Origin of the sequence: Dokdonia pacifica, assembly GCF_900188275.1 — a bacterium.
Lineage (GTDB): Bacteria > Bacteroidota > Bacteroidia > Flavobacteriales > Flavobacteriaceae > Dokdonia > Dokdonia pacifica.
The window spans coordinates 56,660-72,929 of record NZ_FZNY01000013.1 but is presented as its reverse complement, the minus strand read 5'-3'; the positions used below and the strand labels follow the sequence as shown (position 1 = coordinate 72,929).

18 protein-coding genes are annotated in these 16,270 nt (G+C 31.8%); 12 read left to right on the top strand and 6 right to left on the bottom strand.

Annotated elements, in window-relative coordinates:
• The first annotated feature begins 155 nt into the window (after positions 1-155).
• From CHB80_RS24840 to CHB80_RS23765, 12 genes are all read left to right on the top strand, one after another.
• Positions 156-311, top strand: coding sequence for a hypothetical protein (locus CHB80_RS24840; protein ID WP_179218266.1), 156 nt, complete (start codon positions 156-158; stop codon positions 309-311).
• Between the two features lie 132 nt (positions 312-443).
• Complete coding sequence (locus CHB80_RS23800; protein ID WP_089374030.1) at positions 444-629, top strand: hypothetical protein; 186 nt, start codon at positions 444-446, stop codon at positions 627-629.
• 262 nt (positions 630-891) lie between these two features.
• Entirely contained in the window at positions 892-3,282 is a 2,391-nt protein-coding gene (locus tag CHB80_RS23795; RefSeq protein ID WP_089374029.1) for a TonB-dependent receptor domain-containing protein, read from the top strand.
• A gap of 38 nt (positions 3,283-3,320) precedes the next feature.
• Entirely contained in the window at positions 3,321-4,040 is a 720-nt protein-coding gene (locus CHB80_RS23790; RefSeq protein ID WP_089374028.1) for a thioesterase II family protein, read from the top strand.
• 266 nt (positions 4,041-4,306) lie between these two features.
• Entirely contained in the window at positions 4,307-5,959 is a 1,653-nt protein-coding gene (locus CHB80_RS23785) for a cyclic peptide export ABC transporter (protein WP_089374027.1), read from the top strand.
• Between the two features lie 178 nt (positions 5,960-6,137).
• Positions 6,138-8,465, top strand: coding sequence for a penicillin acylase family protein (locus CHB80_RS23780; RefSeq protein WP_089374026.1), 2,328 nt, complete (start codon positions 6,138-6,140; stop codon positions 8,463-8,465).
• Positions 8,465-8,833: a hypothetical protein gene (locus CHB80_RS23775; protein WP_089374025.1), complete on the top strand. Its 369-nt coding sequence runs from the start codon at positions 8,465-8,467 to the stop codon at positions 8,831-8,833. The genes CHB80_RS23780 and CHB80_RS23775 overlap by 1 nt, the downstream gene beginning before the upstream one ends.
• 110 nt (positions 8,834-8,943) lie before the next feature.
• Complete coding sequence (locus tag CHB80_RS24835) at positions 8,944-9,090, top strand: hypothetical protein (protein ID WP_179218265.1); 147 nt, start codon at positions 8,944-8,946, stop codon at positions 9,088-9,090.
• Positions 9,091-9,355: 265 nt separating this feature from the next.
• Positions 9,356-9,511, top strand: coding sequence for a hypothetical protein (locus CHB80_RS24830; RefSeq protein WP_179218264.1), 156 nt, complete (start codon positions 9,356-9,358; stop codon positions 9,509-9,511).
• Between the two features lie 71 nt (positions 9,512-9,582).
• Positions 9,583-9,732: a hypothetical protein gene (locus CHB80_RS24825; RefSeq protein ID WP_179218263.1), complete on the top strand. Its 150-nt coding sequence runs from the start codon at positions 9,583-9,585 to the stop codon at positions 9,730-9,732.
• 455 nt (positions 9,733-10,187) lie between these two features.
• Positions 10,188-10,598 (top strand): hypothetical protein, encoded by a 411-nt coding sequence (locus CHB80_RS23770; RefSeq protein WP_089374024.1) that lies wholly within the window; start codon positions 10,188-10,190, stop codon positions 10,596-10,598.
• Positions 10,599-10,869: 271 nt separating this feature from the next.
• Positions 10,870-11,574, top strand: a complete 705-nt coding sequence (locus CHB80_RS23765; protein ID WP_089374023.1) for a 4'-phosphopantetheinyl transferase family protein — start codon at positions 10,870-10,872, stop codon at positions 11,572-11,574.
• Positions 11,575-11,775: 201 nt separating this feature from the next.
• Here CHB80_RS23765 and CHB80_RS23760 read toward each other — a convergent pair whose 3' ends face one another.
• The 6 genes from CHB80_RS23760 to CHB80_RS23735 form a co-directional block, all read right to left on the bottom strand.
• A complete protein-coding gene (locus tag CHB80_RS23760; RefSeq protein ID WP_089374022.1) occupies positions 11,776-12,189 on the bottom strand; it encodes a DUF6691 family protein in 414 nt (137 codons plus the stop codon).
• Between the two features lie 3 nt (positions 12,190-12,192).
• Positions 12,193-12,750, bottom strand: coding sequence for a YeeE/YedE family protein (locus tag CHB80_RS23755; protein ID WP_089374021.1), 558 nt, complete (start codon positions 12,748-12,750; stop codon positions 12,193-12,195).
• A gap of 94 nt (positions 12,751-12,844) precedes the next feature.
• Positions 12,845-13,867, bottom strand: coding sequence for a cytochrome d ubiquinol oxidase subunit II (locus CHB80_RS23750; RefSeq protein WP_089374020.1), 1,023 nt, complete (start codon positions 13,865-13,867; stop codon positions 12,845-12,847).
• Complete coding sequence (locus CHB80_RS23745; protein ID WP_089374019.1) at positions 13,864-15,177, bottom strand: cytochrome ubiquinol oxidase subunit I; 1,314 nt, start codon at positions 15,175-15,177, stop codon at positions 13,864-13,866. Before CHB80_RS23745 ends, CHB80_RS23750 begins: the two co-directional genes overlap by 4 nt.
• Before the next feature lie 83 nt (positions 15,178-15,260).
• Positions 15,261-15,719, bottom strand: coding sequence for a methyltransferase family protein (locus tag CHB80_RS23740; RefSeq protein WP_089374018.1), 459 nt, complete (start codon positions 15,717-15,719; stop codon positions 15,261-15,263).
• Positions 15,720-15,775: 56 nt separating this feature from the next.
• On the bottom strand, positions 15,776-15,991 hold the full coding sequence (locus CHB80_RS23735; RefSeq protein WP_089374017.1) for a YgaP family membrane protein: 216 nt from the start codon (positions 15,989-15,991) through the stop codon (positions 15,776-15,778).
• Positions 15,992-16,270 lie beyond the last annotated feature (279 nt).

The following is a 16,270-nucleotide window of genomic DNA, read 5'->3' as shown; positions in this document are numbered from 1 at the left end:
GAAAGCGTACACAACTTACTCACAATCTGTGATGATAAGCGAGGTCATTAATGACTTTTGTGAATAGGGAACACTGATTTTTTTAAATGAAAAGTCCAAAACCTTGATGGACTCAAAATACGTTGAGGAATTACTTTAATTAAAATGTAGTACAGATGAAAGACAAGAAAAACTTAAAAAATCTTAGACTAGAAAAGGATACCATTTCTAGTCTAGAAAAAAATGAAGTTAAAGGAGGAGGATTAGCAGCCGCAGATACTTATGAGGTGTGTACAAATCCACCAGAGAATCATAGCAAGATTCTTTGTTAATGATCTGGTTATTCTAATGATTACTTGAAAAATCAAAGAATATCGTAATAAAACTTCATTCAGTTCAAAAGTCCAAAACCTTGATGGACTCAAAATACGTTGAGGAATCACTTTAATTAAAACGTAGTACAGATGAAAAACAAGAAAAAATTAAAAGAACTCAATTTTGAAAAGATTACAATTTCTAAACTGAAAAAAATCAATATTAAAGGTGGAGCAGGAGAATTAGAGGCAGAGTTAGATATAGAGTTAGGAGGTTGTACAGTGAATGATCATTGTGATTGGTCATTGATTTGTAGTGGAGCTTGCTGTAATTAGTTTTTTAAAAAGTAAGGAGATATACGGATACTTTATTTACATAAAATTTTCGAAATAAAATATTCAGAATGATGATAGCCATATTTTAAATCAATAGTTTGAAATATTTTAAACTATTGATTTAAAATAAGATAAAACTGCAACATATCAATTTTTGAATCGTAGTTACAACACACTATAACATATCTGGATTCTAAAATAACACAACCCAAAGTAGTATTTACAAAACATAAATTCAATATTAATAATAAAAAATAGTAAGATGAAAATCAATAAAGTCTTAGCATTCGTAGTAATGCTTCTTGTTCCATATTGGGGAATTTCTCAAGTAGAGCTCAAAGGACAGGTAAAGAGTAAAGAGGAGCCTATTCCTTTTGCAAATGTAGTCTTAACAAATCCAGATGGAACGGTAAAAGGGGGAGTTATTACAGATGAATCTGGAGCCTTTGCTATAACAACTTCAAAGGGTACTTACACGGTTACTGTGAGTTATTTAGGATATAAAAACTGGACAAAAGAAATTGTTCTAGAAGCAGATACAACTATGGAAACTATTCAAATAGAACCAGAATCTGAAAATCTAGAAGAGGTCGTTGTTACTGCAAAAAAGAGAATTATAGAACAAAAGAATGATCGTCTGGTTTTTAATGTAGAAAATAGTATTGCCGGTAGTACCGGAGATGCTATAGATGCATTAAAGGTAGCACCAGGATTAATTGTTCAAAATAGCTCGATTAGTATCTTGGGAAAAGGAGCTTCTCAAGTAATGGTAGATGGACGTTTATTAAATCTATCTGGAGATGATCTTGTTGGGTTTTTAAACTCCATTTCGGCAAGTGATATTAAGAAAATAGAAATTATAACCAATCCGCCAGCTAGATATGAAGCTGGAGGTAATGGAGGATTGATTAATATCATATTCAAAAAGGGAGTAAGAAACTCTTGGAAGAATACAACGTCACTAACTTATGAGCAAAACGAGTACGGGTCGATAGCTCTTAGAAATAACTTTTCTTATAATAAGAATAAATATAGACTCTCTGCTAGCCTTAATGGAACAACAGGTGATTATAGATCTATAGAAAACTTTAGTGCTTTCTCTCCAGAGGTTACCCAAGTATTAGAATCAGATACCAGACAGAAAAAAGATAATGTTTCTGGACGTGTATTATTTGATTATGACCTTACAGAAAAAACAGTGATTGGGTTTCAATATTTAGGAAACTATAGACAACCAGATCAAGATAACGAGTCTTCAACAACAATATTTGACGCTTCCAATTCGCTGGAAGCGGTATTACTAAATACAGGTGTCAATGAAAGAGAAGCTAGAAGTAATATTTATAATGTACATATGACTTCAGAACTAGACACTATTGGGAGATCAATATCAGTAGATGTTAACTATTTAGATTATAATATAGATCAGGATAATAGTTTTACAACAGAAACATTTTTACCTGGGAGTCAATCTCCTGATAATCTTTTTTCAGCATTAAATAATTCAGAGTTAGATATTCAGAATTTTAGCGCAAAAGTAGATGTAGAACATCCCGTTGAGTTTTTTGATTTATCCTATGGAGGTAAATTAAGTTTTATAGAAAGTAATAGTAATATTAATTTCTTTGATGCAACTACGGGAACACCAGTGCTAGATCCTAATCAATCAAATGTATTTGAATATGATGAAAGTATTCAGGCATTATATGTAAATGGATCAAAGAGCCTTAGTGATAAACTAAGTGTTCAAGTAGGATTGCGATTAGAGAATACAACCACAACAGGATTTTCTAGAACTTTAAATCAAACCAATGAAAATGATTATTTAAGATTATTCCCCACATTTTATCTTGCATATGCAAAAAGCGATAATCATAACTTTACATTCAATTATGGAAAGAGAGTAAATCGTCCTCGTTTTAATGATCTTAATCCTTTTCGATTTTTTATAAATAGTAATAGTTTTTCTGAAGGAAATCCTTTTTTACAACCCTCATTTACAGATAGTTTTAACTTTACCTATGCGTATAAGAGAAGTTTAAGAACAAGTGCATTTTTTAGAATTACGAATGATAATTTTGGAATAGTATTTAATTCTGATACAGAAAATAATGCACAGGTGATAACGAGACAGAACTATTCAAAGGAATATTACTACGGTATTGGTGAGAGTTATAGTTTCAATAAGATTTCTTGGTGGCAAAGTATGTCGAGTGTTTATTTACTAGGTTCTAAGACAGAATTATTAGAGACCATTAATGCTGAGGTTCAAAATGGAGTACGATTATACTTTACAACTAACAATGCTTTTTCATTAAGTAAGACGACAAAGTTTGAAGCAAACTTTTGGTATAGTTCAAGCCATAAAAGAGGGTTGAATGATACAGGAGAAACTTTTAGTTTAAATCTAGGGTTTAAACAAAGCTTCTTAAATAAAGATCTACAACTTGCAGTACTGGTGAATGATGTGTTTAATCAAGGATTCCTAAATAATAATAGATCCATTATAAATGGAGTAGAGCAAGTAGGTGATTTTAATTACAGTAGTAGGTTTGCAAGAGTATCTCTATCATATAGTTTTGGTAATAAGAAAATTAGAGTAAGAGGTAGAGGATTTGGTAATGAAGAAGAAAAAGGAAGAACGGGTAATTAATTCATGTTCGTTGATTGTTTAATAAATTTTAGAATGTCATGTTTTCACAAGGTAAAATACAGATATTCCTGTTACATTTTGCGGGAGGGAGTTCTTATTCATATGAGTTCTTAAAAAACGATCTAAAAATGGAGTTTGAGTTTTACCCTCTAGAACTTCCTGGAAGGGGAAAACGAAATGATGAAAAGCTTCTATATCAAAAAGAAGATACCATCTATGATTATGTTGGTCAAATTAAATCTCTAAGAAATAATAAGCCATATATCATTTATGGACATAGTATGGGAGCAACATTAGGGCTTTCTGTAACAAAAAAAATGGAAGGATATGGAGATGCTCCAGAAGCTTTAATTGTATCAGGAAATCCAGGCCCTGGGATAGAAAGAGAAGAAAAGAAAAGATACTTAATGGAAGATGCAATGTTTAAAGAAGAATTGCGAAAATTAGGTGGAATTCCAGATGAAGTATTAGAAAATGACGAATTATATAGTTTTTTTGGACCTATAATGCGTGCAGATTTTAGGGTGCTTGAGGAAGATGATTTTCTAGAAAAGGGTCTTACAGTTCATACGCATATCATTGCTTTAATGGGAGATGAAGAAGAACTCGTAGATCATATAGAAAACTGGAATCAATACACAACAGTTGATTTTTCGTATCAAATATTTCCAGGAAATCATTTCTTTATTTATGATGCTTCGACACAAGTATTAGACATTATAAAAAAGAGTTGTAATCACTTATTAGTGATTAGATAAATAATACGTATTTGAAATACCTTATCATGGGTGTTCAAAAAACAAATCAGTAAACAGAACCTCATAAGTGAGGTGTATACTTTTAAACCTGTTTACAATCATAAAATCCAATTTTTAGATAAAGATATTGTCCTCTTATCATAGGATGATTAATAGATAACGTTTGAATAATCTTTATGTAGGGTGCTGTTAGCATTCTATATAAAGATTGATCAGGCCTATTTCTACCATAACTAAACTATTAACAACATTAAACTATACTCAAAATGAAAAAAAATGTTTTAAAAAATAATACGGCAAATTTAATACCCATAAAATCTATTATTGGGTATTCAGTATTAGCGATTATTTCTGGACTATCAGGTTTTGGTTTTATTACAATCATTAATAAAATTATAAGTATGTCTATGAAAGGTGAATTGGCTACAAAAAATGACTACTTATTCATGTTTTTAGGAACTATAGCAGTTTTCTTTATTACAAGAAAATGGCTGTCTTCTGGAATTATTAAACTTTCTCAGAAAATGTTTTGGAATATGAGAAGAGATGTTGTGAAGTTAATCTTGAAAGCACCCTATAGAAAGCTTCAAGAATATAAAGATGAGGTGTATTCAACACTTACTTCAGATGTAAATAATATTGTAAACGCATCTTTAATAGCTATTAATTTTTTCTCGTCTATTATTCTTATTGCAGCCTGTTTAATATATATGGCATATTTGTCAATTAGTTTATTTGCAATGTGTCTTGGAGTAATAGCCATAGGAGTTACTATATATTTAGTGAGATCTCGTAAGAGTAATCAACAAATCAAGGAAGTTAGAGAATTAGAAAGAGGTTTTGTGAATATTTTCAATAGCATTTTAGGTGGTGCAAAAGAGATAAATATCAATAAGGATAAAGGAGAAGATATTTATGAAAATAGACTTAAAGGTATAACAGTTACAGGAGAAAAAACATATGTAAAAGCTTTTGTAAAGTATCTGAATAGTGAAATCATTAGTCAGTTATTATTTTATGCCTTAGTTACCTTTATTCTTGTTTATGGTGACAAAGTGTTTAGTATTCCTTTAGATGTTACTGTGAGTTTTGTATTTGTATTATTATATGTTTTAGGACCTATTGTAAATATTATGACAACAATACCAATAATCAATAGAGCTAAGGTGTCATTCTCAAAAATGAATAAACTTAAAACAGAACTTCAAAGTATAGAAGGAGAATCTAGCATAGAGACTTCAAATAAAGAAAAGTATTATAACTTCAATAAGTTAGAGATACAAGATTACTCATTCTCATATGGAGAAGATAAATTTTCAGTAGGACCTATAAGTTTAGAAATAGACAGAAATGAAGTAGTTTTTGTTTATGGAGGAAATGGAGCAGGAAAAACAACCTTCATCAATACGATTTTACAGCTTTATAATTTAGAAAGTGGTAATGTACTTGTAGACGATATTCCTGTGCCTGAAGAAAGAGTTGAAAATATTAAAGAAATGTTTTCTCCTGTTTTTAGTGATTTTTATCTTTTTGATGAGTTTTATGGTATCAAAGATGTAGATGTCAATAAAGTAAATCATTATCTTGATTTATTTGAACTTACAGAAAAAGTAACTGTCGAAAATAATAAGTTTTCTACCACAAATTTATCTACAGGTCAGCGTAAACGTTTAGCGTTAATTAGTGCGTTGTTAGAAGATAGACCGATACTTGTTTTAGATGAATGGGCAGCAGATCAAGATCCTCATTTTAGAAAGAAATTCTATGAAGAGATTATACCTATTATTATAGAACAAGAAGATAAAACGATCATAGCAATTACGCATGATGATAGATATTACGACAAGTCTGATAAGTTACTCAAAATGGAATATGGAAGACTTGTAGAAGTAAATAGAGTATTAGAAACTGTTTTTTAAAATGCTCGTGTAAAATACGCCACTTTAGGTATATAACTAATTATATACCATGAATTCACTCATAACTTTCTTTAAAATGAGTGACATTAAGTTTAATTTTTTCAGAATAAATTTTACTTAGCATATGGATGATACTTATATGCTAAGTAAGATTGACTGATGCCTAAAAAGTAGAAAAATGAAAAAAGTCAAAATAGTGATCGTCCTAATACTATGTGCTGGTTGGATATATATCACTAATGTAAAATACCAACCCATTGATTCTTTAGGAGCTTTAACTACATACAAAACAGGATTATTATCTGTACCGCTATTGAAAAGTGAAATCCAAGAATTCTCCAGTAATTATAAACCTACTATTTATGTAGATGATGTTGGGATCCCTCATATTTATGGTGACCAAAAAAACGATGTTGCTTTTGGATTAGGGTATATGCATGCTCAAGATCGATATTTTCAAATGGAATTAGTAACGAGAACTGTTCAAGGAAGAATATCAGAAATTTTTGGACAACAGTCGGTAGGAACTGATAGTTTCTGGAAGCCCTATGAATTTGAAGCAAAATCTGCAGAGTTATTAGAGGATTATAAAGTAAATGCTCCAGAATTTTATGACTATTTACTTGCTTATTCTGAAGGCGTAAATACGTATTTGTCTAGTAATAAAGGAACAGATCCTCTATATAAAATTTTTGGGGAAGCGCCTAGAGAATGGAAACCAGAATATTCCCTATTAGTTACTTGGTATATGAGTTGGTCACTTACCTATTTTGATGAGCATATTACATTAAATGAAGTACTAACAAAACTTCCGGAAAAGGAGCAAGAGTATTTTTACCCACTACAACCTAAAGGATTAAAAACAATCTTACCTTCTACAGATCACAGTATACAACTAGAACAACCAAAATTAATTGAAGAAGCTATTGTTCAAAAACCAAAAGAGAAAATGGAAGACCCTTTCGGTTTTCATGAGAATATTGGAAGTAATAATTGGGTAGTGAATGCAACAAAAACAAAAGATGGGAAATCAATTTTAGCAAACGACCCACATTTGTATCTAGCATTACCAGAAGCATTTTACGAAGCACACATCGTCTCAGATAATTTAACAGCATATGGATTTTCAATTCCAGGGGTTCCTGTAATTGTAAGTGGACATAATGATGTAATCTCTTGGGGAATCACAAATGGAGAATGGGATTTGGTAGACCGTTATAAACTTGAAGTAAAAGATGAAAATCTATATTTATATGAAGGTGAATGGGTGCCCTTTGATGAAAAGAAATATACAATCAATGTAAAAGGGAGCGATGCAATTACTATAAAAAATAATAGTACAGCGCATGGAAAAGTAATAAAAGGAGAGAATAATACATACTATGCACAACATTGGTATGCAGCAAATAAAAGCTATTCGGTAAAAGCCATATATGAAATGATGCATGGGCAAAACTGGAATGACTTTACAGATGCCTTAAAGGAGTATGCATATCCACCACAAAACTTTATTTATAATGATATAAATGATAATATAGGAATTGTTTGTGCGGGTAAATTACCCAATAGAGAAGGGATTCATGTGGGACAGCTTCTAGATGGTACAAAAGGAGTAGTAGCTAGTACAGCATTAGATACTTTATGGCATACCAAAAACCCTTCCAATAACTTTTTATTTTCTGCAAACCAACAGCCTGTACAAAATAATACCTATTTCGGTTATCACGGCTTGAAAGATGATTACAGAGTAAATCGTATCAATTCCTTATTAGAAACCAAGAACGATTGGGGAATAGAAGAAATAAAATCCATGCAATCTGATGAGGTAGATCTTTCCTTCTTTGAATTTAAAGAGCTTTTAAGTCTTTATGAAATCCCTGAAGAATATCAAGAACTCGTACAAAGATTAGAAAACTGGGATGGAGATATGAAGAGTAGCAAAAATGAAGCCCTAGTATATGAACTATTAAGAAGAACGGTACAAGACAAAGCTTCTAACTTTGCTCAAGAGCACTTAAAAGTAAGTCATGCACCTTCCTTTAAATATTTTGTAAAGTATTTAAAGGATAAAGAATATACAGTAGCAGGAAGCCCTTCTAAAAAAGAAATTCTATATGAAATCCTATCTACTGTAGATGAAACTTTAAAACAATACCATGGAGATGCATGGAAAGATGAAACCTATAAAAACCTAGCTTTAATTAATATACGAAGTATTTCTTTTCTGCCAGGTCTAGGTGAAAAAATAGAAAATGTAGGAGGTAATTCAAATACAATAAATCTTAACACAAAATATTCTCGCCCCGTTTTTAGATCTATCTATCAAATGGATAAAGGGAGTATTAAGGGGTATACAATTCTTGCTGGAGGACAAAGTGGAAAAATTAACTCTAAAAATTATACAAACCAATTAGGTCTTTGGAAAGACGGAAAGTATAAAGAGTCTCAGTACAAAAGTCATCCTAATGAACTGAAAAATATTGATAACATTATAAAATTTAACTAATGAAAAATGCAATTAAATTATGGCCTTATGCCATCTGCTTATTACCACAGTTTTTTATTACAGACTACCTCTGGTATATGATTATAATCATCGCAATAGGTTTTCTTGCAAAATTTGTAGTGCGACCTAAAAATGTATTTGTGACACTCTTTGTCCTAGAACTTGTTACATGTGCAATATTGTTTTTGGTATTTAATGATAGAGTGTTTTATCTCAATGGTATTTTTGAAAATTTAAAATTACCTGCCCTACTATCTCCGGTTGCTTTTATTCTTTTTAATGCTATAAATATGACCGTATTATTCTTTACAGGATATACATTAGGTAAAGTAGTATCTATTAGAAAAACAATTCCTGCAGAAGAATAGCAAAAAGAACGTACGTTACCAATTTTAATGTGTGTTAAGTAATCAAAAGTTCTAAATCCTGAGGAACTTCTAAAATGTTCAGGATACGTATAAATTAAATTTCAAGCATCATGAAAAAAGAATTAAAACAACTTAGTTTTAGTAAAGAACTGATTAGCAAACTCCATTTAGACAAAGTAGAAGGAGGAAATGCTTTACTACAGGAAACAAGACTTAGTGATACTTGTTTGTGCGGATCTGACCCAGATATTTGTTAGGTTTTAGAATCTGTATGTGCCTCAATGATAGATGATCTAATAAGATTTGTCATTGAGGTACTCCCCCAATTTTTTACCTGCCCTTTCTAATAGCAGAATACCTTTCTTAGTAAAAAGACAACATATACAATACGTCACATTCCTAAAATCATATATAAAACCTATCTATTTAGGTTTTATAAGAATCCCCCTATGATTTAAATAGCCTGAAGTTCTGATGGGCGTTAAAATGTTCAGAATATAATAACTAAAAAAAATCAGAAAAATGAAAAATCAAAAGCTTAAAAAATTAGAACTCAACTTTGAGAAAGTAATTATTTCAAAGTTAGAACAAACTACGATTAACGGTGGTATATGGCCACTTTCAAGACCTACAGAAACTACTTGCGATTGTACTTTTTGCGAGATAAACGATTGTTAGAATATATGATACCTAAATCTTGATAGGGTTTTAATGTTCAAGAATTTGTCTCTACCTAAATACTTTTCAATATGAAAAATGAAATATTTAAAAAAGCGACCCTCAATTTTGAAAAAATTAAAATCTCAAAATTGAAACAAAGAACTATTCTAGGAGGACTTCTAGTACAACCAGCACATCAAGATGTAGAACATTCGTGCTCTTGTACGTGTATCTTCTAAGAGTGCTTATATGAATATCAAGCACATTTATTGTAAAGGTCAAGGATCTTAGTTTTATTCATAAATAACGTCAACTATACATGAGTATACTGTTTGTTTATAAGTGAAATTGAAATAGCCGCATATGATTACTTCTTAATGTATAGCTATACGCTTTCGCGAAAGCGTACTTAAAATTACGCTCATCTTTAGATTACAATTATTGTTTTAGCGTAACCTGGATTTATTATAATGCTAAGATCCCTTGCCTTTTAATACAAATAATATCACATGAAACTACTCATCATACTATTTATATACGCCCAGAAATATCTTATTTATATAAGTCAGTTATATAGATTTGTGATGGGTATATAACAGTCTTAATCTATTGCATTTAAGTTGTAAATAGTGCGTGAAGTAGTGGTCTATAAGTAGAACCTCTATTACTAAATAAATAACAAAGCCATAAAATTATGAGCATTGAATTAGAATATGCAACAGATATTGTTTTAAAGAAAACAGATTTCGTTTTAGAAGAAATAATTCCTGAGGTTTTAGAAATAAGAAAAGACGCTATCAATATATTAGGAACAGAATTTTTAATACGAATAGATGAAGAAGGGAACTTTACAAAAATCAAAAACATCTTACTAGATGAACCTACTTCTTTTAAATTAACACAATTACTTTGGAATCTGGCTTTTGTACATATTACGGTACATAAATCCAGAGGGCAATTTGGACATGCAGCTTTGGGAGTTAAACTCAAAGGAATACTCGGAAAGATACTCAATAAACTTACCGTATGTAGCTGTTTATATGATATACTATTACTTATTCATTTTCTAGAAGCAGAAGGATCTCATATCAATAGCTTATTATAAAAAATAAACCCAATATCACTTGATAGTGATGTAAGACTTGATCTGTTTAGTAGTACTTCTTATAACGCTACTAAAAGATATTTCAGTAATCCAAAAACGTAAATATCTATAGAAATAGATGTGTGATTTTTATACCTCATTCATCTATATAACAAAATATTGATACGTGCTAATAACGTTAAGGAAGCTTTTAGCTTCATAAAACAAAGCACTTAGTGACTGAAACCAGATAGAAACAATACTTGTATTGCTTTCTTATAAACTTATTATTATGATCACAAAAAATTCAACATATAGCGTAGCCTTTAGTGATTTTAAATCCATTCCTCAGATTGATCTGAAAGAAGACGAATATTACTTATTTCAATATTCTACAGAAAATGGGATAGATCAAAATAGTTTGAAATACTATTTAGATTTTTTACCTCAAGGATTTAAAGAAGAAGTACTCAAGTATAGAAGGTGGGATGACCGTTACAACTGTCTCTTTGGGAAATTAATGATTTACCTAGGAGCAACTATGTTTGGAAATGATTCATTCGAATTTAATAAAATCCTAAAAGACAGTTACGGAAAACCATTTATGGAAGACAGTAATTTTAATTTTAATATTTCGCACAGTGGAAATACGGTTGTTTGTGTGTTTAGCAAGCAAGAAGTAGGTGTAGATATAGAAGAAATTAATGATATTGATTATGATCTGTTTGAAAATGTTTTTACACCTAAAGAGCTTCAAGATATTAAGGATAACGGACTCGATACGTTTTATGAATATTGGACTAAAAAAGAATCTGTGATCAAAGCCATAGGGAAGGGAATGTCTATTCCGCTTACAGAAATAAAAATTGATAAAGAGTCTACCACCTATAACGATAATACTTGGTATACAAAAAGCTTTAAAATGGACAATAAATATTGCTCCATTACTTCAAAAAGCAAATTTAAAAATGCACAAGATATGCACGTAGTGTTTTAGGTGTCTTTCCAGACAATAGGCGCTATATAAATTTTGAAAACTCACCTTGGTACATCGTATACTGGGGTGAGTTTTTTGTTTTTAATACTATTTGATACGCTTTAACGCTTCGCTCTTCTTATGGTCGTGAACTTACCTACCGACAGGCAGGTCTCACAAGTTCGCTTTCGCGAAAGCATACCAAGCCTGTTTTCAACTCGCCTAGTGAGGTAATTTATTCCTTAGAAGACCGTATAGGAATGTGCCTACTATAGCGGCAATAATAACTATAAAAATTGGAAGAAACCCAGCTCCAATAAGAGTAAACATAGGCCCTGGACAAGCACCCGCTAAAGCCCAACCTAAACCAAAAATAATACCCCCTAATAAATACCGTTTCCATCCTTTTTCTTTAGGAATAATATGTATTTTTTCTCCATAAAAAGAGGAGATGTTATACCGTTTTATAAGTTGTGTAATCGTAATACCAATAGCTAGCGCAGACCCTATAATACCATACATATGAAAGGAGTCAAAAGAGAACATCTCATAAATCCGAAACCAAGAAGCCGCTTCAGATTTGTACATCGTAATACCAAATAAAATACCAATACCTAAGTAAATAAGTGTTCTCATAATTTAAAATAATAAAGGAAAAATAAGATGAATCATTAGTAATCCTCCTATAAAGAAACCTATCACAGCGATAAGCGAAGGACGCTGTAAATTACTTAAACCAGAAATAGCATGTCCTGAAGTACACCCTCCTGCATATCTAGCGCCAAAACCAACGAGTAACCCTCCTATACTCAGTAAGAGAAGCGTTTTAGGTTTTGTGAAAATTGCGTTGTCAAATAATTCTAATGGAAGATAGGCTTTCCCTGCACTTGCAAACCCCATCTCTTGTAATTCACTAAGGGTAGTTGGATCAATAGCTACTGCATCATTATTTGATAAAAAATGAGCCCCTATATATCCACCTATAATTGCGCCTAGTATAACCATAAGATTCCAACGTTGTGTTTTCCAATCAAACTTAAAAAAATGGGAAGCATTACCTGCACCACAAATCGTACAGAGGGTTCTTAAGTTAGAAGACATTCCAAAATTTTTGCCTATCATGAGCAATAAAAATAGAATTAAAGCAATCATAGGACCACCTATATACCAAGGCCAAGGCTCGTATATCCAGTTCATTTGTAAAATAGTTTTTACAAAAAAACACTTTTTATATCCCGATGTTGGTAACCTAAGTTACATAGGAGAAAAATTATAAGGTGGTATCCACCTCTTAAGGGCGTTCCAAAATCTTAATCATTTTAAAAGATTTTAGTAAATGAAAAAGTCCAGGTAAAATCACAGACCCACCTATGAGAAGTGATATCCCTAAAACTTTAATCACGCTATCTGGTGCAATGTTATCTAAAATAGAAATACCTCCTTCTGAGGTAAACAAAATAGTAGGGTAATGTGGGACAAGCGCAGCTATTAAAATGAGTAACACTTGACTGCCTGCAAATATTCTACTTAAAATTCTACGTCCTTTACGAATACTCATCCATAATGGAACTAGTAATACTGCCGATATGATAACAGCAATAATGGCATATGGATTATGTATAAAATCAATTACAAATGGGATCGCTGTATAATACCCATATAGTATAGTAATAAAGCCTATTAGTACAACAATAACTGTAGCTATGGTCGCTTTCTTTACATATACTTTTTTATTAATAGCCGCAGCTTCTCCAATAAGTAATACGGAAGATAAAAAAGCACATAAAGCCGCAAAAAAGAATCCAGTTAATAATGAGAATAGATGAAACCAAGAATCTATGTATAATGCTTTAAAAGTATAATTTATGCCCTCAGAACTATCAATAATATGACCACTTATCATTGCTCCAAAGGTCATTCCTAAGAATATAGGAGTAACAAAACTAGAAATCTTAAACATCCAGTCATAGACTATTTGCGATTTGTCTTTATACGCATCATAATGTCTAAATACAAAAGCAACGCCTCGTAATGTAATACCCAATAGCATAAGCGTAAGCGGAATATGTAAATAGATCACGATAATATGATAATAGGCAGGAAAGGCAACCCATAATATCACAATCATGATAATAATCCAGATGTGATTTGCCTCCCAGACAGGTCCCATCACTCGATAGACTGTTTTTTTAGTTATCACCTGATTCTTTTCAGAAGAGAATAATTCAATGATACCAGCTCCAAAATCGGCGCCAGCTAAAAGGACATATAGCAATAAAGAAAAAGCTAAAAAAAACAGAACTACATAGATCATGTTGCTTCAGGTGTTGTGTTATTTAATGCTTTGATTTGCCTACTCATTAACCAAGTCACGGCTATGGTAAGAATACTGTATAAAACGACATACATATAAAAACTATAAACGATCCCAGGAACAGGAGTTACGGCGTCTTTGGTTTTCATAATATCATGAATGATCCAAGGTTGTCTACCTACTTCGGTAACAATCCATCCAGCTTCGAGGGCAATAAATCCCATGGGCGCTAGTATGGTAAATAGGAGCCAAAACTTTTTGGAATGAAACCAAGTACGCTTTCGCGAAAGCGTAATAAAAAAGAATACTCCAGCAAATAGGAGCAGCGTTCCTAATCCCACCATCACTTGAAATGCATAATGAACAATCGCTACATTAGGGCGCTCATCTTCAGGGAAATCATTGAGCCCTTTTACCTCAGCATCTAGATCTCCAAAAGCAAGAAAAGAGAGTGCTTTTGGGATGGCTATTTTGTGAGTTACTTCTTGGGTTTCTTCATCTACAATACCTCCTATGTATAATGGAGCTCCTTTTGATGTTTCAAAATGAGCTTCCATAGCGGCAAGTTTTACAGGTTGTCTCTCTGCAATATCTTTTGCAGATAAATCTCCACTTATGGGTTGTAAAATAGCAGCAATAGCTCCAAAAGTAATGGCAATTTTAAATGCTTTTTTATGAAGTTCTATGTTACGTTTTTTTACAATTTGGTAGGCATGTATACCTGCAACAGCAAATCCGGTAGCTGTAAAAGCGGCAAGTGTCATGTGTAGGGCTTGTGTAAACCAAGCTGGATTAAATAATGCCTTTATGGGATCTATGTTTAAGAACTCTCCGTTTATATAGTCAAAACCAGAGGGAGCATTCATCCATCCATTTGCTGACACCACAAGAATTCCTGAGGCAACCCCAGAAATACCTACAATAACTCCTGTCCACCAGTGAAATTTTTCAGGTATTTTATTCCATCCATATAAATAAAAGCCTAGTGCTATCGCTTCTACAAAAAAGGCAGCGCCTTCCAAAGAGAATGGCATCCCAATAATAGGTCCTGCATGCTTCATAAATTCAGGCCATAAAAGTCCGAGTTCAAAAGATAGCGCTGTGCCAGAAACAGCACCAGTAACAAAGAAAATAGCAACTCCTTTTTGCCAAGATTTTGTAAGGGTTAAGTATACTTGATTTCGAGTATTTAACCATTTTTTATGAGCAACTACCATAAAAAAAGGCATGACCATACCGATGCAAGCAAACACGATATGAAAGATAAGTGTAAACGCCATTTGAAGTCTTGCAGCATCTAAATTTTCCATACGATATCGTCTTAAAATTTACTATTGTAAAGATACTATGGAATGATAGATTTTTAGAACCCTAGAGGGTCTAAAAAGAACGATTAACGGTTTATTTTTGGTAAAAAACGACCTGTGCTTTTTTGATAGTTTGTATACTCTTTAAAAGTTTGTGTTAATCGCTTTTCTTCATAACGAGATTTGAAGATAAATAGCATAAGAAGTAGGAGCGTAATTACTAATTTATACCCTGATGATACATAGAGACTATATCCCAAAAAAAGAAATAGGATTCCTGTGTAAATGGGGTGTCGTATGTATTTGTAAACCCCATTCTGAATAAGATGTGAACCTGATTTTGGAGAGGGAAATGGAGATAAATTTTTGTTGAGTTGGAGCAAGGCAATAAGGATGAGTAACAACCCTACTATGGCTACACCTATTCCTGCAAGTTTGATACTACTTGGAATGTGTATTTGGAATGAAGGGATTTCAAAAATGAATAGAAAAAACAATGCAAATTGAATCAAAACAAAAATAACATCTGCTGTTTGTAATTTCATAATGACAAGATACTATAAAAGCTCGGTTGATTCATAACACGAGCTTTTATGTTTAATTAGTGATCTTTAGAAGCTTCTTTGGTGGTTTTTAAACCTACCAAACTGTAAAGTGGACAAAAGCTAATAAAACTTGTGAGGAGAAATATACCTGACGCGGCAAGAAGTACATATGCTAATGTACCAGTAATTACTTGTTGCCAAAATAATATTCCTACTACGACAGCAATTAGAATTCTTACAATTCGATCTGTTGTTCCCATATTCTTTTTCATAGCAATTTGGTTTTTAAGTATTTTCTATTAAGAAATAAATAGCTGTAAATATGCCTGAACATATTAGGCATACGAGTAACAATTTAATTCCTTTTTTCATTGGATATATATAACGGTACAAATGTAAATGGGAGCGCTGCCAATTCCTGTGACATATGTTACAAGAATTGAAAATCAAGAAATAAAACCATAGTTTTTTCGACTATGATGAAAGAACAATACCATGATTAGTGACTTTTGTTACATAATAGCTATGTACTAATTAGTATTTTTGAAATA

Coding starts and splice junctions, on each gene's coding strand:
- CHB80_RS24825 (WP_179218263.1), top strand. CDS start 9,583: ATGAAAAATGAAATATTTAAAAAAGCGACCCTCAATTTTGAAAAAATT.
- CHB80_RS24830 (WP_179218264.1), top strand. CDS start 9,356: ATGAAAAATCAAAAGCTTAAAAAATTAGAACTCAACTTTGAGAAAGTA.
- CHB80_RS23795 (WP_089374029.1), top strand. CDS start 892: ATGAAAATCAATAAAGTCTTAGCATTCGTAGTAATGCTTCTTGTTCCA.
- CHB80_RS23760 (WP_089374022.1), bottom strand. CDS start 12,189: ATGAGAACACTTATTTACTTAGGTATTGGTATTTTATTTGGTATTACG.
- CHB80_RS23740 (WP_089374018.1), bottom strand. CDS start 15,719: ATGAAATTACAAACAGCAGATGTTATTTTTGTTTTGATTCAATTTGCA.
- CHB80_RS23735 (WP_089374017.1), bottom strand. CDS start 15,991: ATGAAAAAGAATATGGGAACAACAGATCGAATTGTAAGAATTCTAATT.
- CHB80_RS23785 (WP_089374027.1), top strand. CDS start 4,307: ATGAAAAAAAATGTTTTAAAAAATAATACGGCAAATTTAATACCCATA.
- CHB80_RS23775 (WP_089374025.1), top strand. CDS start 8,465: ATGAAAAATGCAATTAAATTATGGCCTTATGCCATCTGCTTATTACCA.
- CHB80_RS23745 (WP_089374019.1), bottom strand. CDS start 15,177: ATGGAAAATTTAGATGCTGCAAGACTTCAAATGGCGTTTACACTTATC.
- CHB80_RS24840 (WP_179218266.1), top strand. CDS start 156: ATGAAAGACAAGAAAAACTTAAAAAATCTTAGACTAGAAAAGGATACC.
- CHB80_RS24835 (WP_179218265.1), top strand. CDS start 8,944: ATGAAAAAAGAATTAAAACAACTTAGTTTTAGTAAAGAACTGATTAGC.
- CHB80_RS23765 (WP_089374023.1), top strand. CDS start 10,870: ATGATCACAAAAAATTCAACATATAGCGTAGCCTTTAGTGATTTTAAA.
- CHB80_RS23790 (WP_089374028.1), top strand. CDS start 3,321: ATGTTTTCACAAGGTAAAATACAGATATTCCTGTTACATTTTGCGGGA.
- CHB80_RS23755 (WP_089374021.1), bottom strand. CDS start 12,750: ATGAACTGGATATACGAGCCTTGGCCTTGGTATATAGGTGGTCCTATG.
- CHB80_RS23750 (WP_089374020.1), bottom strand. CDS start 13,867: ATGATCTATGTAGTTCTGTTTTTTTTAGCTTTTTCTTTATTGCTATAT.
- CHB80_RS23780 (WP_089374026.1), top strand. CDS start 6,138: ATGAAAAAAGTCAAAATAGTGATCGTCCTAATACTATGTGCTGGTTGG.
- CHB80_RS23770 (WP_089374024.1), top strand. CDS start 10,188: ATGAGCATTGAATTAGAATATGCAACAGATATTGTTTTAAAGAAAACA.
- CHB80_RS23800 (WP_089374030.1), top strand. CDS start 444: ATGAAAAACAAGAAAAAATTAAAAGAACTCAATTTTGAAAAGATTACA.